A 22066-nucleotide genomic window follows, 5' to 3' on the forward strand; every position below is an offset into this window, starting at 1 on the left:
TTAAACCTCTGCCATATCGCCGTTAGCTTGTAACCATGAGCGGCGGTCATCAGCACGCTTCTTACCTAACAACATATCCATCATTTCCATGGTTGCTTCATTGTCATCGATAGTGAGCTGAACTAAACGTCGAGTGTTTGGATCCATGGTTGTTTCACGCAACTGGAGAGGGTTCATCTCACCCAACCCTTTGAATCGCTGTACGTTAATTTTGGCTTTTTTCTTACTCAAACGCTCCAACACCCCTTCTTTTTCATCTTCATCCAAGGCGTAAAATACTTCTTTTCCGCAATCAATACGGAAGAGTGGCGGCATCGCGACATAAATGTGCCCCGCTTCAACTAAGGCTCGGAAGTGACGAGTAAAAAGCGCACATAAAAGCGTGGCGATGTGCAAACCATCCGAGTCCGCATCGGCAAGAATACAGACTTTTCCGTAACGTAGGCTTTGAAGATCGTCGCTGTCAGGGTCAATCCCTAATGCCACCGAGATATCGTGTACTTCTTGCGAAGCGAGCACTTGATCGGCAGAAACTTCCCAAGTGTTGAGTATTTTACCGCGCAGTGGCATAACCGCTTGGAATTCACGGTCTCGAGCTTGTTTGGCTGAGCCTCCCGCTGAGTCTCCTTCCACGAAGAAGATTTCCGTACGACTTAAATCCTGCGCTGAACAGTCGGTCAGTTTTCCTGGTAATGCAGGACCTGAGGCGACTTTTTTTCGCACAACTTTCTTGCTAGCACGCATACGGCGATGCGCGTTTGCAATACAAACTTCAGCCAGTTGCTCCGCCAGTTGAGGCTTTTCATTGAGCCACAAACTAAAGGAGTCTTTTACAACACCAGAGACAAACGCCGCGGTTTGACGAGAAGACAAACGTTCTTTGGTTTGGCCTGCAAATTGCGGATCTTGTATTTTAACCGATAAGACATACGAACAACGTTCAAAAACATCGTCACCGGTTAACTTCACACCACGAGGCAGCAAATTTCGGAATTCACAGAACTCACGCATCGCGTCCAGCAAGCCCTGACGCAGACCATTAACGTGCGTACCGCCTTGCGCAGTCGGAATCAAGTTGACGTAGCTTTCGGTGATCATATCACCGCCTTCTGGTTGCCAGATAATGGCCCAGTTAGCCGCTTCTGTTTCCGCCGAGAACTCACCAGTAAAAGGGACTTCAGGAATAACGGTGTATCCCTTCACGCCTTCAGCCAGGTAGTCTTTTAAGCCATCTTCATAGAACCACTTGTGCTCATTACCATTGACTTTGTCACTAAAGGTGATCTCTAGGCCAGGGCAAAGAACGGCTTTTGCTCGCAGGTTATTGATAAGGCGAGTAACAGAGAAGTTGCCTGAGTCAAAATAGCTGGTATCTGGCCAAAAATGGACACTGGTGCCTTTGTTACGACGACCACAAGTCCCCGTGACGGTCAGTTCTTCCACTTTATTGCCGTGCTCAAACGCCATTTCATAGACTTGGCCGTCACGGCGTACCGTAACTTGAACACGTTTTGATAGCGCGTTAACAACCGAAATACCCACACCGTGTAAACCACCAGAGAACTGATAGTTTTTGTTGGAGAATTTACCACCGGCGTGGAGCTTACAGAAGATAAGTTCAACCCCCGAGATTTTCTCTTCTGGGTGAATATCGACAGGCATGCCTCGACCATCATCAATGACTTCCAAAGATTGATCAGCATGAAGAATTACTTGTACCTTTGAGGCATGTCCGGCTAGCGCTTCATCGACACTGTTGTCGATAACTTCTTGACCCAAATGGTTGGGTCTCGCTGTATCCGTATACATCCCTGGTCGGCGACGTACTGGCTCTAAGCCATTGAGAACTTCAATGGCTCCAGCATTATATTGTTCAGTCATAATACGGAATATACTTAGTAGATAATTAAGTTATTACATTGCTATTGGTGTAAAGAGACCTTTAACACGGCTCGCGAGTTCAAATGCCATCAGAAGCACATATGAGCGTTTTGCGTAAAAAGTGACAAAATCGCTGAAACAATCAGCGTTCACAACAACAAAAGTATAGGTAGAACATAGTCTGGAAGTGGCCCTCTTATGTCAAGAGAGATAGGTAAGTAACAGGTAAAATTATGACTCCTCCCTCAGTGGAAGAAAGAAAACCTAAATTAATAGCTTTCTAAATCACAACTCGTCTCTTCTGCACGAAAAAGAGACAAAAAAGATTGTTGAGTATTCTATAAAGCGAGAAATTCAATAATTTGAGCTGGGTATCGTTCAAAATCAACAAAGCTGTGATCACCACCTTGCTCAACCGTTTGTTTCGAGAAAGCAAACCGTTCAACAGCCTGACGATAATCAAGAACTTCATCCCCAGTTTGTTGCAACAGCCAAAAATCTTTAGGGTTCGCGATAGAAGTAACATCTAACGTTTTTAGCTGCTGTATATGAATCGGATCCAAAACATACTGCACATGAGTATAAGGATTAGTCTGCTCACCTAAGTAATCCACCAGCAGTTCGTAAGGCTTAACCGCAGGGTTAATTAATACCGCTTTAAAGCCAAATTTTTCATTCAACCAAGTGGATAAATAACCTCCAAGAGAGCTTCCCACTAACCCAATGTCATAATCGGCCTGGTACTCTTCAATCAAAGCTAATAAGCAATGGGCGGCTTCTTCGGGAAAGCAAGGAAGCTGCGGAGTAACCAGCGTAATATCCGGCCGGTTAGCCGCGCAATACTCCTTCATCACCTTGGCTTTATGCGACTGAGGTGAACTGTTAAAACCGTGGATATACAGTAACAAGGGTCTTTTAGATGAAGGCATCGTTAATAACCGCCAGCAGTGAAATCGGGAAAGAATCGATCATTAGGCAAACGCTGCACTTGAGTCACCAATTGCCCATCATCGTACAGGTCAAGCTCTCTCCACCCAGGAGCACGCTTATCTAGAGCGAATTCATCGGAGTTAGGTTTAAACTGAATGCACGTTGATGGTGTCGCCATAACGCGTACACCGTTGAACTCTCGATCCATATCCTGATGAACATGGCCACACAAGATGGCTTTAACATTACTGTGCCTATCAAGTACCTGCCAGAGCAATTCACTGTCTTTCAACGTATGCTGATCTAGCCAAGCACTGCCCACTAGAATCGGATGATGATGCAACAACACTAAGGTATGACGATTAGGGTTAGCACTCAATTTTTCATCCAATAAATCCAGTTGCCGATCACTCAAGCGCCCATGAGGCATTCCAACAACTTGAGAGTCAAGCATGATCACTTGCCAATGCTCACCTATGTATAAGTGCTCGATATGCTGAATTTGAGGGGAAGGAAATACTGTGCCCATATTCGGCTGATAATCATGATTACCAGGCAGCCAATAACAAGGCTGTTTGAGTGGCGCAATCCCCTCGGCAAAACGCTGGTATGACTCGACACTATGATCTTGAGAAATATCTCCCGTCGCCAAAATAGAATCAAAGTTAACACCAGAATCTTGAATCATAGAGACCACAGCCTGAAAACTGTCTAAGGTATTTACGCTTAGAAGGTCACCGTCCGCAGGCGCAAACAAATGAGTATCGGTAATTTGTAGCAGCTTAATCGGTGAAACTTCTGCTGGACTTGGGGACAATTTCAAAATCAAAACCTGAAAATTTACATGACTAATGATTAATATTAATGGGATCTTGGCTAATGCCTTGTTTCAGGCAAAATGTCAGCCAATCTCCTAAAAAACGATTGATTTGTGCTTTCTCATCTTTTTGCATCATTCTAGTGTTTGGATAATCATAACGTGGTTTTACTCGCCCAAAATGCTCACTAGAAAAAACTTCTGCTACTCGGGCATCGTGATATAGCCTGACAGACATTTTAGGTAATGGAAATATTGGAACGTCATCACTCTGACAAACATCCACTAAAGTTGTGTACTTTGTGACCTCACACACTTGCAATTGATACGTCATTGCTGCGGCTTTATAACAACGAATATCACCAACCTTTGCATCAATTGGCAACAGCGCATTGAGTTTCGCATAGTTAGTCTCATACACACGCATCAACTCTGCGAGATCAACATGATACGTTTTATTGATCATTTTGATCGCCACTTGGAGACAATATCTCGGTGATTAAGCTCCAGCCATTGAAGAGCAATAATAGATGCACCATTTTCAAACATTCCCGACTGTACGCCTTGATACGCCTCTTCTCGAGACATCACATGCACGCGAATATCTTCACCTTCATGTTCAAGGCCATGTGTACCAAACGCTTTTGATGCATCGACTTCACCAACAAAAACGTCTAATTTTTCAGAGCAGCCACCCGAGGATGGATAAAATGCGGTAATTTTTTCCAATTGACCCACTTCAACACCCGCTTCTTCAAGCATCTCTCGACGAGCCACATCTTCGGCCGTTTCACCCTCATCAATAATCCCCGCGACTATTTCTAATTGCCAAGGAGAACGATGTTCAAGAGCGCCAACACGAATTTGCTCGACGATGACAACTTGATCGGTCGTGGGATCATAAGGTAACACAGCGACGGCGTGCCCACGCTCAAACATCTCTCGTTCGATGGGTTCACTCCAACCACCATCGAAAAGTCGATGACTAAACTGGTATTTAATCATTTTAAAAAAACCGCTAAAGACCGTTTTTTTTGATAACAGCTTTACGTCACTAGGAGTAAAGCGAGTCAGTGACCTGTTTGAGTCTCGCATCTAAGCACCTCTATGTTGTCGTCGTCATCATTTTACCTAGAGTTGCCTCTAAGCACCAAGGATAGTTATCAAATATTCGTATGATATTTATAAATTTATTTTAGTTAAGATTATCAATATTGAGTCGCCTGACAGCAATCTGTAAAAATATGCAAAAATTCGAGTAAATTACCATCACTTTAGGGTAGACTTTGCTTTAGATACCCTCTTTATATTCTAGGCAGGAATGAACACAATGAAAAAACTGCTACCTGTATTCATCAGTGCGGCACTTGGCGCCATGAGTACCTCTGCATTCGCTGATACCTTTGCTGACATTTACAATCACGCAAAAGAAAATGACCCACAACTTTTAGGTGCTGCTGCACAACGTGATGCTGCTTTTGAAGCGGTGACGTCAAGCCGCAGTAGTTTGCTTCCTCAAATCAATTTAACTGCGGGTTATAACGTTAATCGTAGTAATCAAGATGGTAGAGAAAGTGATAAACTGAGCGCTGGGGTGAATTTTTCTCAATCACTTTACAATCGTTCAAGCTGGGTGACGCTCGATACCGCCGAGAAAACAGCCCGTCGTGCAGATTCCGCATACGCAGCCGAGCAGCAAGGCCTGATTCTTCGTGTCTCTTCCTCTTATTTCGAAGTACTGCGTGCTCAAGACAATCTTGAATTTGTTCGCGCTGAAAAAGCCGCCGTGGGTCGTCAATTAGAGCAGACAAAACAGCGTTTTGAAGTGGGCCTATCAGCCATTACCGATGTTCATGATGCCCAAGCTCAATACGATGGTGTTCTTGCTGACGAGGTCCTAGCAGAAAACGACCTCATTAATAGCTATGAAAACCTACGAGAAATCACAGGGAGAGAGCACTCAAATCTTAACGTTCTAGATACCGAGCGTTTTTCAGCAAGCAAAACTGAAACACCAGTGAAAGCGTTGGTTGAAGAAGCTGAGCAGAAGAACCTAAGCTTATTGACTGCGCGTATCTCACAAGACGTAGCAAGAGATAATATTTCTCTAGCCAGTTCTGGCCACTTACCTTCTATTACCTTAGATGGTGGCTATAGCTACGGAAATGATTCAAATATTAACGGCACTTCAAATAGTTATACCAACAATGACTTCAACATTGGTGTAAACCTTTCTGTACCCTTGTACACGGGTGGTAATGTTACCTCTCAAACTAAGCAAGCAGAATTTGCTTACGTCGCAGCAAGCCAAGATTTAGAAGCGACATATCGTAGCGTTGTCAAAAATGTTCGCGCATTTAACAACAACATCAGCGCTTCAATCGGTGCACTTCGAGCGTATGAGCAAACGGTAGTATCGGCAACCTCCGCATTAGAAGCAACAGAAGCGGGTTTTGATGTGGGTACACGTACGATTGTTGATGTTCTCGACTCAACACGTCGTCTCTACGATGCGAACAGAAACTTATCAGACGCTCGTTACAACTACATCATCAGCGTTCTTCAACTGCGCCAAGCAGTCGGTACGCTAAGTGAACAAGATGTCATGGACGTCAATGCAGGGCTAAAACCTTCAACCTAGTTTATTCATAGATCTAGGTTTCTTATAAGATCAAAAAAACCGCTGTTTATCAGCGGTTTTTTATTGAGTGGAAAAGCTTAACCGTCAAAAGGACAGCATATTCGATTAGCCACGCCCACCTTTAATCGCATCAATAATTTCAGTAGTTGAACAGCCATCTTCGAAATTCAGCACTTTGACCTCTCCACCCGCCGCAATGACTTCTGCACCACCAGCAATATCTTCCGGCTTATAATCGCCACCCTTTACCAATAAACTTGGTAGGACTTCCGAGATTAATCGCTGAGGTGTATCTTCACTGAATGGAACAACCCAATCAACCGCACCTAACCCTGCTAACACCGCCATACGGCGATCAGTCGGGTTAATTGGTCGGCTAGGGCCTTTGAGGCGTTTAACAGATTCATCCGTATTGACCGCAACAATCAAACGATCACCTAATTCCGCAGCGTGGTTCATGTAAGAAACATGTCCCGCATGCAAGATATCGAAACAGCCGTTAGTCATGACCACTTTTTCACCTTTCGCTCGCGCACGTTTTACCGCTTCTATCAGCGCAGCCTCAGTGATCACCCCATAATCCGTATCTTGACTACCATGAATCGCTTCAGCCAACTCAATAATAGAGAGTGTCGATGTCCCTAATTTCCCAACGACTACACCCGCGGCAGCATTAGCCAACGCACAAGCTTCATCTAAAGGTTTACCTGCTGCAACTGAAGCTGCGAGCACAGAAATAACGGTGTCACCAGCGCCAGTCACGTCATACACTTCTTTGGCTAGCGTTGGCAAATGAAACGGGTCTTGACCTTTACGCAGCAGCGTCATTCCATGCTCACTACGAGTAACGAGCAGTGCCTCAAAATCAAACTCTTCGATCAGTGCAAGGCCTTTTTCGACAAGCTCTTCTTCCGACTTCACACGACCGGCAACCAATTCAAATTCGGCCATATTTGGCGTCAGTAGTGTTGCACCACGGTAACGTTCAAAATCTGCCCCTTTCGGGTCAATAAAAACAGGAACATTGGCAGCGCGCGCTTTTTGAATAAAGGTCTGAACGTGTTCCAACGCACCTTTAGCGTAATCTGACAGGATCACAGAGCGTACATTGGGTAACGCTTGCTCCATGCGCTTCAACACTAAGTCGGGATCTGTGTTTTCAAATTTATCTTCGAAATCTAGGCGAATTAATTGCTGACCACGGCTCATTACCCGCAATTTAGTAATGGTTGGGTACTCTTCAAGCTCGACAAAATCACATTTTACTTTCAGTGAGCTTAAAGTGTTTTTTAATACTTGAGCGGGTTCATCTTTACCGGTTAAGCCAATAATGTGAGCATGACCGCCCAATGAAGCAATATTCATGGCTACGTTAGCCGCGCCACCAGGACGCTCTTCATTGTTCTCGACTTTCACCACAGGAACAGGCGCTTCAGGTGAAATGCGCCCGGTTGGACCATACCAGTAACGATCAAGCATCACATCGCCGATGATAAGAACGCCTGAATCGTTGTAATCAGGTAGGATTGGTTTCATTGTGGATCTCCAAAATTCGTAACTGAGCCGAGTTTAACACAAGGTTTTTTATCACTAAACTCTCGGCTCATATTTGTACCGACTCTCAATGCCATCCCCATCTTTATTCGAGCCACTGTTTCCAGGCTTGAATAACAACTTCACGCTCTTGAGTAAACTTATCTTCTGCCACATCCGCCTCCAAGTTCAGTAGATTACGGTGATGTATTTGGTCGCGCATTTCGGTATATGCCTTGATTAACCCCATCGCTTGTGACTCGTCCATCACACCTTGAGCGATCATGGATTCAAACAAACGAATATTGTCCGACCAACGAGAAAGCTTAGGTTTTTCATGGCTGTAATTAAGAACCAAATATTGCGCTAAGAATTCAACATCCGTGATTCCACCGGGATCTTGCTTAAGCATAAATCGCCCCGCTTTTTTACCACCAAGATGATCGCGCATTTTCACACGCATGTCCGCGACCTCTTTCTTCAGTGTCTCTTTCTCACGAGGCAAACACAAAATATCTTTCCGGGTTTTTGCAAACACTTGATGAAGAGGCACATCCCCATAGATCATCCTTGCACGCACAAGGGCTTGATGCTCCCAGGTCCAGGCATCGTTGTGCTGATATTCGTCAAATGCTTCTGCTGGACTCACCAAAAGGCCAGAAACCCCAGATGGGCGTAATCGAGTATCCGCTTCATATAAAATGCCAGATGCCGTTCTGGTAGAAAAAATGTGGATGATTCGCTGAGCAAGGCGAAGATAGAACTGCCTTCCATCGATTTCCTTCTTGCCATCGGTATACACGTTGACTGGGCAATCATGCATAAAGACAATATCAAGATCCGAATTGTAGCCAAGCTCCCATCCTCCCACTTTTCCATAGCCTATGACCGCAAAACCTTTTCCGTCACGGTCTTGGACGTGAGTTGGAGCACCAAACTTCTCCACCATTTGCTGCCATGCTTGATTGATCACAGCCGCCACGATAGCTTCAGCCAAATACGTTAAATGGTCACTCACTTCAGTAACGGGTAAGACACCGGCGATATCCCCCGCCGCGATACGCAAAATACAAATTTGTTTAAATTGGCGCAACGCTTCCATTTGCTGCTCCATATCATCTTCTGGGATACGGGCTAAGTAATCTCTTAATTCGGTTTTGTATGAATCCAATTCCACAGGGTTGTACAACTGCTGTGGATCAATCAACTCATCAAGTAAGATTGGGTAGCGCCCAAGTTGCTCTGAAATCATAGGGCTTGCAGTACACAGGCGAACCAATTGTGTCAGAGCCGCTGGGTGCTCATCGAGTAATTCTAAATACGTTGTCCGAGTAACAATTTTATGCAACAAATGCAGCACTCGAGAAAGACCAAATCGGGCATCTTTATGAGAAAAAACACTAGCAAACACTTTCGGCATTAATCGATTTAATACCTCTCTGCCTCTCGGTCCGAGCGTTTTCTTCGCCAAGTCTTTCTTGTACTGATAAATCGTTTTAGCAAGAATTTCGGCCTCTTGTTGGGCTAAGTCACTTTGCAAAATGCTTTCAACCACATCTTGTTCGGCGGCCATATCCCAAAGTTCATGAAAATGCCCAGCGACCACATCGCATTGCTCTTCGTCTTGGCCAATGAGATTTTCAAATACCTCATGCACATTCGACATGTGTAACGAAATCTCTTGCGTTAATAACGGGTAACTAGCAAAATCCATTGCCGTCGCTAGTTTTAACTGATCAATATCTGAATCGGGCAAGGTTTGAGTTTGCTTATCTCCCATGGCTTGAAGCAAGTTCTCTGTTCGACGCAAGAATAGATAAGCATCCGATAATCCATTCACCTCTTTTTCTTCAAGCAGCGCTAGCTCTTTAATAGCTTGCAGTGTTTCTAACAAGCCTCGACCGCGCAAACTAGGCTCTCGCCCACCACGAATGAGCTGGAAGACTTGAGCGATAAACTCGATTTCCCTGATACCACCAGCGCCAAGCTTAATGTTGTTTGTCAGTCCACGGCGTCTCACTTCACTGCTGATCATCGATTTCATTCTGCGCAATGACTGAATCGCACTGAAATCGATGTAACGACGAAACACGAATGGCCGTAACATCTGTCTTAGCTCTTGATATTCTGGGTACATTTCACTGCCCATGACCCTTGCTTTGATCATTGCATAACGTTCCCAATCTCGCCCTTGCTCTTGATAATAATCTTCAAGTGCTGCGTAACTCATGACCAATGGGCCACTTTCTCCAAAAGGACGAAGCCGCATATCAACCCGATAGCAAAAACCATCGAAGGTATGTTGATCAAGCGCTTTAATGATTCTTTGCCCCAAACGAGTGAAGAATTGAGCATTAGCAATGCTTCGCCTCGCCCCTTGGGTTTCTCCGTTTTCTGGATAAGTGAATATCAAATCAATATCAGAGGAAAAGTTAAGCTCTCCACCCCCAAGTTTACCCATACCGATGATCAGCATCGGTTGAGCAACCCCTTCGCTATTGCAAGGTGTTCCCCATTCATTGCAACAAACCTGATATTGCCATTGATAAGTTTCAAAGATCATCGCTTCCGCTAGCTCAGACAGGTGTTTTAGGCTCTCTTCAAGTGACCAAGAAGCCAAAAAATCCCGCCAAGCAATGTACGTCATTTCACTGTTTCTAAATTTCCTCAGCACTCGATGCCCAGCCGCTTCATCGCTGCATTGCGATAATCGTTGCCTCAGGTTTTCACGATAATTAGCGTATCGCGACTTATCTTCGAGCATCTGTGGCAAGGCTTGAATTAACCCTTCATCTCGCGGCAGAGCATCAGCAATAAACTGGCTCAATCCTGCTATGATTCTCAGTTCATCAAGTCGCTCTTTGGGCCATAGCTCAAAGGCTTTATTAGTCATTAGTGTTTCAAATACAGAATCTGAAATTGAAATAAGTGAAGGGGGCAACGACATGATTCTTCCTTGTACTGATCTTGGGTGCATTCTACAAAAACTCATTATACCAAACACAGTTATAGCAAACTTATGCCATAAAAAAACGCCCACTAGACTTAGTGAGCGTTTTTATCATCAGAACGTGAGTTTAGACTTTGAATGATGCTATTTTATGGTCTAACTCTTCGGCATTATTTTGCATGATTTCAGACGTTTCCAGTAACTCGCCGATAACAAGTACCGAGGCTTCAACAAGCTCTCTAACATTGGTTAGATTTTGATCCATTTCACCTGCCACACTGCTCTGCTGGCCTGCTGCGGTCGCTATTTGGAAATTCATATCATTAATCTGCGTTACTTGGCTAACAATACCGTCAAGCTCAGTGCCTGCATTGGTCACCAACTCGACACCTTCCGCCGCTTCGACCACACTTTTTTCCATTAACTCTACCGCTGAGGTAGCACTGCTTTGCAATTGACTGATCATTTCTTGAATTTCAACCGTTGCTTGTTGGGTTCGCTGGGCTAAGTTTCGAACCTCATCCGCAACAACAGCAAAACCGCGACCGGCTTCGCCAGCACGTGCGGCTTCAATCGCGGCATTCAATGCTAATAGATTGGTTTGTTCTGAAATACCTTGAATTGTGCCAACCACGCTACCAATCGCATCCACACTATTTTCGACTTGGTTCACGGCTTCAGCAGAAGCGCTGATGTCTTTTGCCAATACACTCATTTTTGTCACACTGTCTTGTACAAAGCGCTGACCCGTTTGAGCTTGTTCGGAGGCACTTTCTGTTAGCGCAGATGCATTTTGTGCATGATCAGCAACCGTCTGAACCGTTGAACTCATTTCGCTCATTGCCGTCGCGAGTTGATCAATCTCATTGAACTCTTCTTGCGTTGACTCTTTTGTCTCAGACATGCTCAGTGTCATCACTTCAGTCAGTGCTGAAAGCTCTTGTGAGGACTCGACTTGTGTTTTAATCATGTCTTGCAATTGTCGACGGGTAATTTCCAATTCGCGTGCAACATCGCCATATTCATCTTTACAATCCATAGCGATTTCTATCGAGAGATCTTTGTTGGCCATCTGCTTGATCGAATCATTCAAATACTGTGTTTGGCGCAGCATAATTCGAGCGGCAGCCAGCAATATGACAATAAAGAAGGCAATCATGATAACCGTTTGCCACACAACCTGAACCAAATAAGCTTCGTAATGTTGTTGGGCAACGTCTGCGCTTGATGTGGCGACTAAAAGAGCATTATGAAACGTACTTGCATCCCACAACTGTTTGCAAACGATCAACACCGTGCTGATCACCATGAGTAAAATCATCTTTGGAACTAAACGAGTATTGGTAATTACCCGCTCCCATGGTTTGAATACCATACTAGCCATTGTCCGTTCTCCACGATTATTATTGATATTTTGCATAACGTCGCACTCAATATAGGATAAAAATCTTAAATAGACTCATGTATATTAAGTGCATTGCTTTCAACTAACGCATTAGCCCTAGTTGCTAATTTATTTCGAGCCTCGTATGAATAAAGATGATATCAAAAACGATACAAGACCCATGAGCTTATTATCACTGATACTGTCTTTTATGGCGCTATTTGTGATCTCGGGCTTATTGTTTATGCCGATCAATCCTGAAACTCGTCAAGTACTTATCGGCTTGGACACTTTAATCTGTAGTATTTTCATTCTGCAACTTTCGATTGATTTGATCCGATCCACAGACCGAGTGCAATTCATGAAAACGCACTGGATTGATTTCCTTGCTAGCCTACCAATGATTGAACCACTTCGGTACGCTCGTCTGTTCTCGATCCTTCGTATTATCTTGGTCATTCGATCGGGAAGATATGTCTTTAGTCAGTTATTTTCTGATCGAAAAGAAACAACCTTAGCCTCAATTTTATTGCTATTAGTGTTTTTACTGACGATAGGTTCGAGTGTCATGCTGTTTATTGAAGGCAAAGAGCCGACCGCTAACATTCAGTCAGGCGGTGATGCTTTGTGGTGGGCGCTCGTGACCATTTCCACCGTGGGCTATGGTGATCACTTCCCAGTGACAGAAGCAGGAAAGGTCGTGGCTGCGGTATTGATCATCTGTGGTGTAGGGTTATTTGGTATGATATCAGGCTTAATTACCTCAATGATCACCTCCCCCTCGAAAGAGCAAGCTCAACAACAAGAAAACAAGCACCGATTATTAGAAGAGATCGTCTTACAGCAACAAATCATTATTCAGCGGCTAGAGAAACTTGAACAATCTGCGCCACTCGATAACACCAAAGACTCGGATAACACCAGCCAGTAGCACGAAACGATTCAGCACAGCTCCATAAGCTCTGAACCAGTTAGAACCGTTGATCTATTTAAGCAAAAAAATAGAGCACTTCTGCACTCTATTGTATGTTTTTTGCCGTCTGCAACTCTGCCTAATGTTGCCAGTATGGTTCAGCCTCGACACTGATTAAACGGGTTTGCTCCATGGCATGCAAAATTGACGTTTCTTGACGACCCAACCAACGTTGAAGTTGCTCTTTTTCATCGCCTTCAAGCTTATCAACCAATCGCTCTAATGGTTTCAGCATCAGAAGATCATCAATACCTTGCATTAAATCTGCCCAAGGGAGGCGGAAACTGTTGCGTTCATCCGCGTCATAAAGGCTGGCAAAGCCAACCCCTGTATAAAGATTACGCATCAATCGATACTGCTGTTCAATATATTCTAAGCTGGTTAATGCTCGCTCAGGAGGAAAAGCTTCAATCAACTCAGCCCAAGTTCTGTCTAATTGCTTGATAGAGAATGGAGAGATTGAGTGTGACATTTGGTCACGCGCTTTATCATCAAGAAACGGTTGCCAGCCTCGGGTTAAAATCCACCGACTTAAATCGAGTAAAATTCCCGTGTAGCGGGCTGAAGAGAGCAATGTCATCACATCCTCTCGAGTTGGCAACGAATTTTGAACTTCTTGCAGCTCAAACACGAGAAACTTACGCGCTTCTAATTTTCTAAGTACATGGCCTTTGTCTTCTAATAAATCATCGAGGTAATCATATTGCTTTAACCAATCTAACTCTTGCTCTAACCATTTCAATTCTTGTCGCAAAATGGCACTGGCGCGTCTAGGAACAATGCCTCCATAAATAGTCAGTGTCTGACGTATAAAGCTTAATGAATGGCGAATTTCATGCAGCGCCTGAATAGATTCGCGTTCTGAGTATATTTGCTCGTGGTAATGCCAATGGGATAATGCATGCTCTAACGAATTTACAAAGCAAGACTCAACACTGTCAGTGCGATTCGTTTCAACTAAAGAAAGAGGCTTCACTTCATCGGCTGTATACCCCAACGCCAATCGGTAACCTCGAGCGGCTTTGCTCAAATTTCCCAGGCGCATACCACCATGCTCACTAAATTGACGAGCTAAGGTAAAAAGAGCATCTGTTTGCCCTGATTTCAATTCAAATTCGACTTCACAAATAGGATCGTGCTTGTCACCAGAAACCACGTCACCTTGATCAAACGCGACTTCTACTTGGCTGCCATCGGCCATGCCAATGAGCCATTGCTCTCGGTTAAAATTGGTGGAAAAAAGAGGGATAAGCTGTTCCTGTAACGTATCTACGTCACGCTGTGGGGGCCAAATATCTTGAGGGTGCAATGAAAGTAGTGGCGAGTTACAAGTATGCTCAGCGTTAAATTCCGGTCGTTGGTGCAACCCTGCAACAACACGACCTGCTGTTTTTACCGTTTGAATAAAAACATCATCAAAACGTCGAATGCGTAAGCCGGTATCATGCTGACGTAACCAATGATCTGGCGTATCAAAATAGGTATTTCCTAACTCTCGGCTACTGTGCTGAAGCACTTTCATGTCAGCGATCTTTTCTCTTAAGATTTCTGAAAATTCGGGTGAAACAAAAAACTTCAGTTCTATCTCGGTTTCCATAACTGTACCTTTCAAAGCAGATATCAACAGGATATTGCCAATATCGTTACTGGGCAAGAAAGAAATATCACCTTAATGATGATCTAAAACAGTTTTAATGAGTGATTTAATGGGGTAACATGCGCGCCTTTATAGCCATCGTTCAACATTTCGCCATGAAATGGTGTATGTTCTTTTTAGGTTATATTTAACAGGTTGAATGGCCATGCCAGTAAATACGATAATGGGGTTATTTGCAAAGTCCCCTATTAAGCCTTTGCAGCGCCACGTAGTGTGCGTTAATGAGTGTTGCTCTCATCTGGTTAACTTTTTTGAAGTTTCTTCAAAAGGTGATTGGGAAAAAGCAGCAGAAATTCGTGCTCAAATTTCTCATTTAGAGAAAGAAGCTGATGTGCTAAAGCGTGAAATTCGCCTCAAACTTCCTCGCGGTTTGTTTATGCCTGTCGATCGTACCGACATGCTTGAGCTTTTGACTCAACAAGACAAGCTTGCCAATTTAGCCAAAGACATTTCTGGCCGAGTTTACGGTCGTCGTTTGGTGATTCCTGAAACTCTTCAAGAGAATTTCATCGTTTATGTTAAACGTTGTCTCGATGCAGCCAATCAAGCTCAGAAAGTAATTAATGAGTTGGATGAACTATTAGAGACAGGCTTTAAGGGCCGTGAAGTGACGCTTGTTGCAGAAATGATTAATCAACTTGATTTGATTGAAGACGATACTGATACCATTCAGGTTCAGCTTCGCCAGCAGTTAATGGCCGTTGAATCGGAATATAACCCAATTGACGTTATGTTCTTATACAAGATTCTAGAGTGGGTTGGTGGCATTGCCGATCAAGCACAGCGTGTAGGTGCGCGTCTTGAAGTTATGCTTTCTCGCTCTTAAATCACAAGTAACCCTTTAACGAAGAGCTAAATTAAACACGACAAATTAGGCGATGAGTATTTTCATCGCTGATGGGTTTGTCGCGTCTAAATTTTGTTCCGCTTGTTATTAAACAACTAGGTATTACGATGGATATCATTGCTAACCACGGCACGCTTCTAATTATTATTGCAGCAGCTTTTGGTCTACTAATGGCTATTGGTATTGGTGCAAATGACGTTGCGAATGCAATGGGCACCTCTGTAGGCTCAAAAGCACTTACAGTGAAACAAGCAATCATCATTGCTATGATCTTTGAATTTGCAGGGGCTTACCTTGCTTGCGGTGAAGTAACCGATACGATTCGCAAAGGCGTAATCGATACAGATTTATTTGCTCATCAACCTGATGTTTTAGTTTTCGGTATGCTATCTGCCCTACTGGCAGCCGGCACCTGGCTATTGGTCGCGTCTTACATGGGCTGGCCTGTTTCAACCACTCACTCAATCATAGGCGCCATCATTGGTTTTGCTTGTGTCTCTGTGGGCACAGAAGCCGTCGACTGGGGTTCTGTACAAGGTATCGTGGGTAGTTGGCTCATCACCCCACTCATATCTGGCTTCTTTGCTTACATGATTTTTGTCAGCGCGCAGCGACTGATTTTTGATACAGAGAATCCACTCTTTAACGCCAAACGATTTGTTCCTGTGTATATGTTCATCACAACAATGGTGATTGCGCTGGTTACCATCAAAAAGGGCTTAAAACACGTTGGGTTACATCTAAGTAATAGTGAGGCTTGGATGTGGTCAGCTGGTTTTTCTGCACTCATCATGGTGGGTGGCTACCTTTATATTCAAAAGAAATTTGCAAACCGCGAAGACGATCATGGCTTTGCTGGTGTGGAAGGTATCTTCACCGTGTTGATGGTTATCACCGCTTGTGCGATGGCATTTGCACACGGCTCAAACGATGTAGCTAACGCCATCGGGCCTCTTTCTGCGGTTGTTTCGACGGTTCAACACATGGGTGAAATCACAGGAAAGACTCAGATCGCATGGTGGATTCTTCCTCTTGGCGGTTTCGGCATTGTTATTGGCCTTGCAACCCTTGGACGTCGGGTTATGGCAACCGTAGGTACTGGTATTACAGAGCTAACACCAAGCCGAGGTTTTGCCGCTCAATTGGCGACAGCCTGTACGGTTGTTCTTGCATCAGGAACAGGCCTACCGATTTCGACTACGCAAACGCTTGTTGGTGCCGTATTAGGTGTCGGTTTTGCACGCGGTATAGGCGCACTAAACTTAGGCGTAGTTCGTAATATTGTCGCTTCTTGGATTGTTACCCTTCCAGCGGGTGCATTGCTGGCAGTAGTCTTCTTCTATGCAATCCAAGCCATGTTTATTTAATTTCTGAGTTTTTGATTTGTAAGCGTAACGTCATTATTGACTCAAACGCACAGAAAGGGAGGCTTTGCCTCCCTTCTTTGTTGCATGGCCCAGCGAAAATTCATACTATCTGTTCAATAGAAATATTAATATCATCTAGATTGTTAAAGGATTTACTGTGAAAAAACTGATTTGCATGGTTTTGGTCTCTCTAATGGCCATCCCCGCAGCTTTTGCTCAAGACCGCTACATCGCTGATAAACTGTTTACTTACATGCACTCAGGACCCAATAATCAGTTTCGTATTATTGGCAGTATAGATGCTGGTGATAAAGTGAAACTCCTCTCATCCAATAAAGATACCGGATACAGCGAAATTCTTGATTCGAAAGGCCGCAAAGGTTGGGTTGAAACTCGATTTGTCACACGCCAAGAAAGTATGGCGATGCGTTTGCCTAGACTTGAAAAAGAACTGACCACGGTTAAAGCTCAACTTTCCAACGCTCGAGATAATGCTGATAGCGAAAAAGCAGGACTGATTGACTCTCTTGAAGTGCGTAATCAACAAATTTCTGAACTTGAACAAAATTACAGTGATATCAGTAAACAACTGACGGCTTCTCAAACCGAAGTTCGTGAACTGCGCGCTCGTATCGATACACAAAAAGAAGACCTACTACTTAAATACTTTATGTATGGTGGTGGTGTCGCAGGCGGGGGGTTGCTATTTGGCTTGCTACTTCCGCACATTATCCCTCGCCGTAAGAAATCACCAAACGGCTGGGCTTAATTGATTTGAACTAAGTTCATAGTGAATCCACGCAACATTTATAGAAAGGTCACATCAGTGACCTTTTTTAATCGCATTATTTTTTAATCGCAGTGCTTTCTCAACAGCCGTTAATATACTGATTGAGAATGGCTAACTGCCACTTAAAGAGTTATCAAACCTATTCAGCTAGCCTTTCCAGTCGTACAGGGCAGGAATTTCAATCAACTGACCTTCATAGTTGATCATGCAATATCGCTGCTTTATCTCAACAAGAGTCACTAAGTCGTTTATCTTATCGCCCTCAACAAATTCACTACCATTGATCTTAACCCAGCGTTTGTCGACTTTACTTGAGTAAACATGAGTTTGAAAGTTCATCGCAGGTAGCAACCCTTGAAAGTCAGCGCCACTTTGTACCAATTTAACGGAACTGATACTCAGGTCCTGACTTGAAGTATCTTGGGTATTAGCATTAAAAGCCTCTGTGGACGGAGAGCCCCCCTTTTCATTCGACAACATAGACTGCACTCTAAATGCGATCTCGGGTGAAAACTGACTTAAGTCGAGTTCAGACAAACGCTCAAGAGCTAAAGCATCTGTCTCTTCCGCTTTCTCTTCATGCGTGGCATGCCCCACGATTCTTGTATTACTTGTTTCTGCATTCGCACCTTCTTCACCCCTAGGAAAGGTCTGTATCGTTTCTACGGCGGAGATTTTCTCCTCTGAGCGGTAGGTGGTTTTTAAGGTTTTAATCGGTAAGTTAGGCAATACCGTATAGCCACTTTCAACCTCAATAATGTCAGGAATGACCTGAATCTCTGACGAACTCTTCGGGTTTTGATTGTGGTAAGCGCTATAACCAAGCCAAGTCGCCGTTAGCGCCACTGGCAGAATAAAACTCGTCACGACCATCAGTATTGATACCCTTGGTGGTGAAGCAGAGGAAGCACTCTGTTTGTGGCTGGGCAAAGCTTCATATCGTTGATGATTTTGTTCTGAAATTTTCAGTGCTTTTAATATCTCAGACATCAGTGATTCTCTTTTAGTGCTAATCGACTAGGTATGACGGCTTCAGACTTAGCTTTCGCTAAACGAAGCATCGAAGTGTCAATCATCGCAGTGCGAATCATTGAACGTTTTAAAGCAACCGAGCTCAGCTCTTTAGCCGTTGACGTTTGCAATGAAGGGGCGCTTTCTTGAGTCAGTAACTCCAGTACTTTTAAAGTTTGTTTCCCTGCAATACCATCCACTTCTATACCCTGCCAGCGTTGAAACACTTTTACTTTTCTTTCTAAACCTTCATCGAAACTTGATGAGTTACTCGCGCTCTCACCTAGCAATGCAGACAGTTTGCTATCCAGCTGAGAAATAGGTTCACCCGACATGCCTTTTTTTAACAATTGCTGAAATTCTGATCGCCAAACATAATGATACCTTCCAGTCCAAATTGATTTAAGCCAACGCTGATCGAAACGTACTCTTTGATCGTTGAATAACAGCTCAATAGTGTCATCATTATGTGCCCGATAAAGAACTGCATAGCTTCCGTTTAGTCCTATATCTAAATGAAGCACAACAGGCATATTCAAGGCGAGCAAGTCCTCCCAAACACCGTCTTTATATTCGCAGTTAAAAAGTCGAAACGCCGATTCAGAGGGCATGCACAGTTGATCGAGCACACTCGCTTGGTATCCCCACACCTGATACAAGTCTGCAATACTTTGCTCTAAGCTTGATGACTGCATAAGCAGTTGCTCTAAGTTAGGTGAGAAAACTTCCCGAGTTATTTTTGGGGGCGTAATAACAACAGATTCCGTTGCAAACTCATTATCTATCAGCTTATCTAAATCATGAGGCGCCCACCAATAAACACCCAAAGAAGCGATAATACCAAGGGTTAAACTGATCATAACGGGACGATAACGGCTCACAGAGGGTATTGGGTCAGTGACTGCAAAAGAAGGCTGAAATAGCATGACGTTGTTACAAGCCTGCTGAATAAGAGACAGATTGAGCTGCTTGATTCCCGACTGATACGCGGACTTCAACGCCGCATCACACACCAGGTTGATCAGTCTTGGGATCCCTTGCGTTTGAACTGAAATGTACTTCATTCCGTTGGTCGGAAACAGTGAGCTATCGCCTCCAGCAGTTTCAAGACGAAACTGTATATACTTAACGCCTTCTTTGACCGTTAAAGGCAGCAAGTGATAGCGACCTGTAATTCTTTGTGCCAGTTGACGCAGTTGAGGGACTTTCAGTTTTTCCTGAAGTTCTGGTTGGCCAATCAACAATACTTTGAGCAATTTATGACTGTCCGTTTCGAGGTTAGTCAATAAGCGCAGTTGCTCTAATACATCGGCTGCCAAATGCTGCGCTTCATCAATCACCAGTAGCGTTTGAATACCTTGCGCATGGTTAGCCAGTAAGAACTGGTAAATGGCTTGGCTCAATTGCTTCAAAGAGGCCGCATTAGGGTATGGGACCGAAAATTCATCACAAATCGCTTCGAGAAGTTCAACATCAGAGAATGTGGGATTAAGAATAAGCCCCGCTTTTGTCTCAATGCCTAGGTTGGCGAGCATCACTTTTGCGACCGTAGTTTTGCCTGTACCAACCTCTCCGGTGAGCATAGCAAATCCACCACCTTCGCCCAACCCCGCCTCTAAGTGCTGAATGGCTTCTTTGTGGCGTTGGCTTAAAAATAGATAACGAGAATTGGGAACAATGGAGAATGGCGGTTGGCTAAAAGAAAAAAAGTCGTGATACATCATTCTCATCTCTATAAATTAGTGGGTTAAGAAAGTACCATCACTCACAGTAAACGCCAATGGCAAACAAAACATTTAAGGGTTTAACGTGCAAGTATACTTAGTCGGTGGCGCTGTCCGCGATCAATTACTCAATATCGATGTCTATGACAAAGACTGGGTTGTCGTGGGCAGTAGCCCTAATGAAATGCTCGCTCAAGGGTTTAGCGCCGTTGGAAAAGACTTCCCTGTGTTTCTCCACCCAAAAACAAAACAAGAGCATGCTCTTGCTCGTACAGAGCGAAAAACAGGCGCTGGCTACAAAGGCTTCGAGTGTTATTTCTCTGCTGACGTCACTTTAGAAGAGGATCTCCTTCGACGAGACCTAACCATCAACGCCATTGCGCAAGATAAGCAAGGCAACTACATCGACCCTTACGGCGGGCAAAAAGATTTAGATCAGCGGATCTTACGTCACGTCTCTGATGCCTTTACTGAAGATCCTCTCAGAGTACTTCGTGTGGCTCGTTTTGCCGCAAAACTAAAACACCTTGATTTCTCCATTGCTCCTGAAACCATGGTACTGATGAAAACCATCAGCGCCTCTGGTGAACTGGAACAGCTAACCGCGGAACGCGTTTGGCAAGAGTGGCATAAATCATTGTCGACCAATGATCCTCAGGAGTTTCTTTCCGTCTTACAAGAATGTGGCGCTTTGAACGTTGTCATTCCTGAAATATCTCGCCTATTTGGTGTACCACAACCAGAAAAGTGGCACCCAGAAATAGACACCGGAATACATACTTTGATGGTGGCCCAACAAGCGGCGCTCCTTTCCCCTTCATTACCGGTGCGCTTTGCTTCGCAAGTACATGATTTAGGTAAAGGAATAACACCAGAAAAAGAGTGGCCTAGCCATAAAATGCACTGCCATACCGGTATCAAACTGATCAAAACACTCTGCAACCGAGTTCGTGTACCCAATGAGTTTAAAGAATTGGCTGTACTTGTCTGTGAACAGCATTCCAACATTCATCGAGCCGATGAATTAAAAGCCAGTACCAAGCTTAAAATACTCAATAAATTTGATGTATGGCGCAAGCCAGAAAGGCTCAATGACATTTTACTGTGCTGCATGGCTGATAGCCGAGGAAGAACAGGGTTTGAAGACATTGACTACCCTCAAAAGGCTATTTTTGAATCCGCTTATAAAGCGGCGTTAAGTGTCAATGTTCAAGATATTATTTCAGATGGTTTTAATGGCAAAGAGATCCGAACTGAAATGGATAAGAGACGTATCGAAGCCATTGAACACACCTAGAAAGAGTCTATTTCTAAAGCCATGTTTCTGATTCGATGACGACCCACAGCGCTATGATGTCACTGTATTGATTCATGTTTCACCTTCGCATTAGACAACGCGTATTATTTGAAGAATTTGTCACACGCTTTAAACGCCCCACCGAAGTGGAGCGTTTAAAGCATTAAGCAAGTAATTCGTTAGGTTAAAAACCGAGTGGAATTATTGACCTTTAACTTCTTTAAGACCGCTTCTTTGAAATATGGAGGAGCGCGCTCACCTAGA

The 22066-nt window shown here is 44.0% G+C and carries 17 protein-coding genes; 6 read left to right on the top strand and 11 right to left on the bottom strand.

Annotated elements, in window-relative coordinates:
• The 5 genes from parE to nudF all read right to left on the bottom strand — a co-directional run bounded on the left by parE (position 1) and on the right by nudF (position 4723).
• Complete coding sequence (gene parE / locus A1QO_RS01820; protein WP_017035540.1) at positions 1–1881, bottom strand: DNA topoisomerase IV subunit B; 1881 nt, start codon at positions 1879–1881, stop codon at positions 1–3.
• Positions 1882–2219: 338 nt separating this feature from the next.
• A complete protein-coding gene (yqiA, locus tag A1QO_RS01825) occupies positions 2220–2810 on the bottom strand; it encodes an esterase YqiA (protein ID WP_170746654.1) in 591 nt (196 codons plus the stop codon).
• A 2-nt stretch (positions 2811–2812) separates the two neighbouring features.
• Positions 2813–3634, bottom strand: coding sequence for a 3',5'-cyclic-AMP phosphodiesterase (gene cpdA / locus A1QO_RS01830; protein ID WP_026026783.1), 822 nt, complete (start codon positions 3632–3634; stop codon positions 2813–2815).
• A gap of 25 nt (positions 3635–3659) precedes the next feature.
• Positions 3660–4094, bottom strand: a complete 435-nt coding sequence (locus A1QO_RS01835; protein ID WP_017035543.1) for a DUF1249 family protein — start codon at positions 4092–4094, stop codon at positions 3660–3662.
• Positions 4091–4723 carry an ADP-ribose diphosphatase gene (gene nudF / locus A1QO_RS01840; protein ID WP_017035544.1) on the bottom strand — a complete coding sequence of 211 codons (633 nt, stop codon included), beginning with the start codon at positions 4721–4723 and terminating at the stop codon, positions 4091–4093. Before nudF ends, A1QO_RS01835 begins: the two co-directional genes overlap by 4 nt.
• Before the next feature lie 235 nt (positions 4724–4958).
• Here nudF and tolC point away from each other — a divergent pair, with 235 nt between their 5' ends.
• Complete coding sequence (gene tolC, locus A1QO_RS01845) at positions 4959–6269, top strand: outer membrane channel protein TolC (RefSeq protein WP_017039215.1); 1311 nt, start codon at positions 4959–4961, stop codon at positions 6267–6269.
• Positions 6270–6374: 105 nt separating this feature from the next.
• On the opposite strand, the gene hldE is transcribed toward tolC, so the two are convergent.
• The 3 genes from hldE to A1QO_RS01860 all read right to left on the bottom strand — a co-directional run bounded on the left by hldE (position 6375) and on the right by A1QO_RS01860 (position 12136).
• Positions 6375–7805, bottom strand: a complete 1431-nt coding sequence (gene hldE / locus A1QO_RS01850; protein ID WP_017035546.1) for a bifunctional D-glycero-beta-D-manno-heptose-7-phosphate kinase/D-glycero-beta-D-manno-heptose 1-phosphate adenylyltransferase HldE — start codon at positions 7803–7805, stop codon at positions 6375–6377.
• Between the two features lie 103 nt (positions 7806–7908).
• Complete coding sequence (gene glnE, locus A1QO_RS01855; protein ID WP_017041435.1) at positions 7909–10749, bottom strand: bifunctional [glutamate--ammonia ligase]-adenylyl-L-tyrosine phosphorylase/[glutamate--ammonia-ligase] adenylyltransferase; 2841 nt, start codon at positions 10747–10749, stop codon at positions 7909–7911.
• Positions 10750–10879: 130 nt separating this feature from the next.
• Complete coding sequence (locus A1QO_RS01860) at positions 10880–12136, bottom strand: methyl-accepting chemotaxis protein (RefSeq protein ID WP_026026784.1); 1257 nt, start codon at positions 12134–12136, stop codon at positions 10880–10882.
• 145 nt (positions 12137–12281) lie between these two features.
• Here A1QO_RS01860 and A1QO_RS01865 point away from each other — a divergent pair, with 145 nt between their 5' ends.
• A complete protein-coding gene (locus A1QO_RS01865; RefSeq protein ID WP_017035549.1) occupies positions 12282–13067 on the top strand; it encodes a potassium channel family protein in 786 nt (261 codons plus the stop codon).
• 121 nt (positions 13068–13188) lie between these two features.
• Here the strand turns inward: A1QO_RS01865 and A1QO_RS01870 are convergent, their stop codons facing one another.
• A complete protein-coding gene (locus A1QO_RS01870) occupies positions 13189–14706 on the bottom strand; it encodes an inorganic triphosphatase (RefSeq protein ID WP_017035550.1) in 1518 nt (505 codons plus the stop codon).
• 205 nt (positions 14707–14911) lie between these two features.
• On the opposite strand from A1QO_RS01870, the gene A1QO_RS01875 reads away from it, so the two are divergent.
• The 3 genes from A1QO_RS01875 (at position 14912) to A1QO_RS01885 (ending at position 17749) form a co-directional block, all read left to right on the top strand.
• Positions 14912–15592 carry a TIGR00153 family protein gene (locus A1QO_RS01875; protein ID WP_026026785.1) on the top strand — a complete coding sequence of 227 codons (681 nt, stop codon included), beginning with the start codon at positions 14912–14914 and terminating at the stop codon, positions 15590–15592.
• 128 nt (positions 15593–15720) lie between these two features.
• Complete coding sequence (locus A1QO_RS01880) at positions 15721–16980, top strand: inorganic phosphate transporter (protein ID WP_017041436.1); 1260 nt, start codon at positions 15721–15723, stop codon at positions 16978–16980.
• A gap of 157 nt (positions 16981–17137) precedes the next feature.
• On the top strand, positions 17138–17749 hold the full coding sequence (locus A1QO_RS01885) for a TIGR04211 family SH3 domain-containing protein (protein WP_017035553.1): 612 nt from the start codon (positions 17138–17140) through the stop codon (positions 17747–17749).
• A gap of 168 nt (positions 17750–17917) precedes the next feature.
• On the opposite strand, the gene A1QO_RS01890 is transcribed toward A1QO_RS01885, so the two are convergent.
• Together A1QO_RS01890 and A1QO_RS01895 are read right to left on the bottom strand one after the other, a co-directional pair.
• A complete protein-coding gene (locus A1QO_RS01890; protein WP_017041437.1) occupies positions 17918–18760 on the bottom strand; it encodes a general secretion pathway protein GspB in 843 nt (280 codons plus the stop codon).
• Entirely contained in the window at positions 18760–20502 is a 1743-nt protein-coding gene (locus A1QO_RS01895; RefSeq protein WP_241790379.1) for an ExeA family protein, read from the bottom strand. The genes A1QO_RS01890 and A1QO_RS01895 overlap by 1 nt, the downstream gene beginning before the upstream one ends.
• 88 nt (positions 20503–20590) lie before the next feature.
• On the opposite strand from A1QO_RS01895, the gene A1QO_RS01900 reads away from it, so the two are divergent.
• Positions 20591–21802 carry a multifunctional CCA addition/repair protein gene (locus A1QO_RS01900; protein WP_017041439.1) on the top strand — a complete coding sequence of 404 codons (1212 nt, stop codon included), beginning with the start codon at positions 20591–20593 and terminating at the stop codon, positions 21800–21802.
• Positions 21803–22066: the final 264 nt, after the last annotated feature.

It is taken from the genome of Vibrio genomosp. F10 str. ZF-129, from assembly GCF_000287055.2.
Lineage (GTDB): Bacteria > Pseudomonadota > Gammaproteobacteria > Enterobacterales > Vibrionaceae > Vibrio.

Excerpts from the sequence above, each read along its gene's own strand:
- A1QO_RS01890 (WP_017041437.1), bottom strand. The coding sequence starts at position 18,760 with ATGTCTGAGATATTAAAAGCACTGAAAATTTCAGAACAAAATCATCAA.
- A1QO_RS01870 (WP_017035550.1), bottom strand. The coding sequence starts at position 14,706 with ATGGAAACCGAGATAGAACTGAAGTTTTTTGTTTCACCCGAATTTTCA.
- A1QO_RS01895 (WP_241790379.1), bottom strand. The coding sequence starts at position 20,502 with ATGTATCACGACTTTTTTTCTTTTAGCCAACCGCCATTCTCCATTGTT.
- tolC (WP_017039215.1), top strand. The coding sequence starts at position 4,959 with ATGAAAAAACTGCTACCTGTATTCATCAGTGCGGCACTTGGCGCCATG.
- A1QO_RS01880 (WP_017041436.1), top strand. The coding sequence starts at position 15,721 with ATGGATATCATTGCTAACCACGGCACGCTTCTAATTATTATTGCAGCA.
- A1QO_RS01865 (WP_017035549.1), top strand. The coding sequence starts at position 12,282 with ATGAATAAAGATGATATCAAAAACGATACAAGACCCATGAGCTTATTA.
- A1QO_RS01875 (WP_026026785.1), top strand. The coding sequence starts at position 14,912 with ATGCCAGTAAATACGATAATGGGGTTATTTGCAAAGTCCCCTATTAAG.
- nudF (WP_017035544.1), bottom strand. The coding sequence starts at position 4,723 with ATGCGAGACTCAAACAGGTCACTGACTCGCTTTACTCCTAGTGACGTA.
- glnE (WP_017041435.1), bottom strand. The coding sequence starts at position 10,749 with ATGTCGTTGCCCCCTTCACTTATTTCAATTTCAGATTCTGTATTTGAA.
- A1QO_RS01835 (WP_017035543.1), bottom strand. The coding sequence starts at position 4,094 with ATGATCAATAAAACGTATCATGTTGATCTCGCAGAGTTGATGCGTGTG.
- yqiA (WP_170746654.1), bottom strand. The coding sequence starts at position 2,810 with ATGCCTTCATCTAAAAGACCCTTGTTACTGTATATCCACGGTTTTAAC.
- A1QO_RS01860 (WP_026026784.1), bottom strand. The coding sequence starts at position 12,136 with ATGGCTAGTATGGTATTCAAACCATGGGAGCGGGTAATTACCAATACT.
- hldE (WP_017035546.1), bottom strand. The coding sequence starts at position 7,805 with ATGAAACCAATCCTACCTGATTACAACGATTCAGGCGTTCTTATCATC.
- parE (WP_017035540.1), bottom strand. The coding sequence starts at position 1,881 with ATGACTGAACAATATAATGCTGGAGCCATTGAAGTTCTCAATGGCTTA.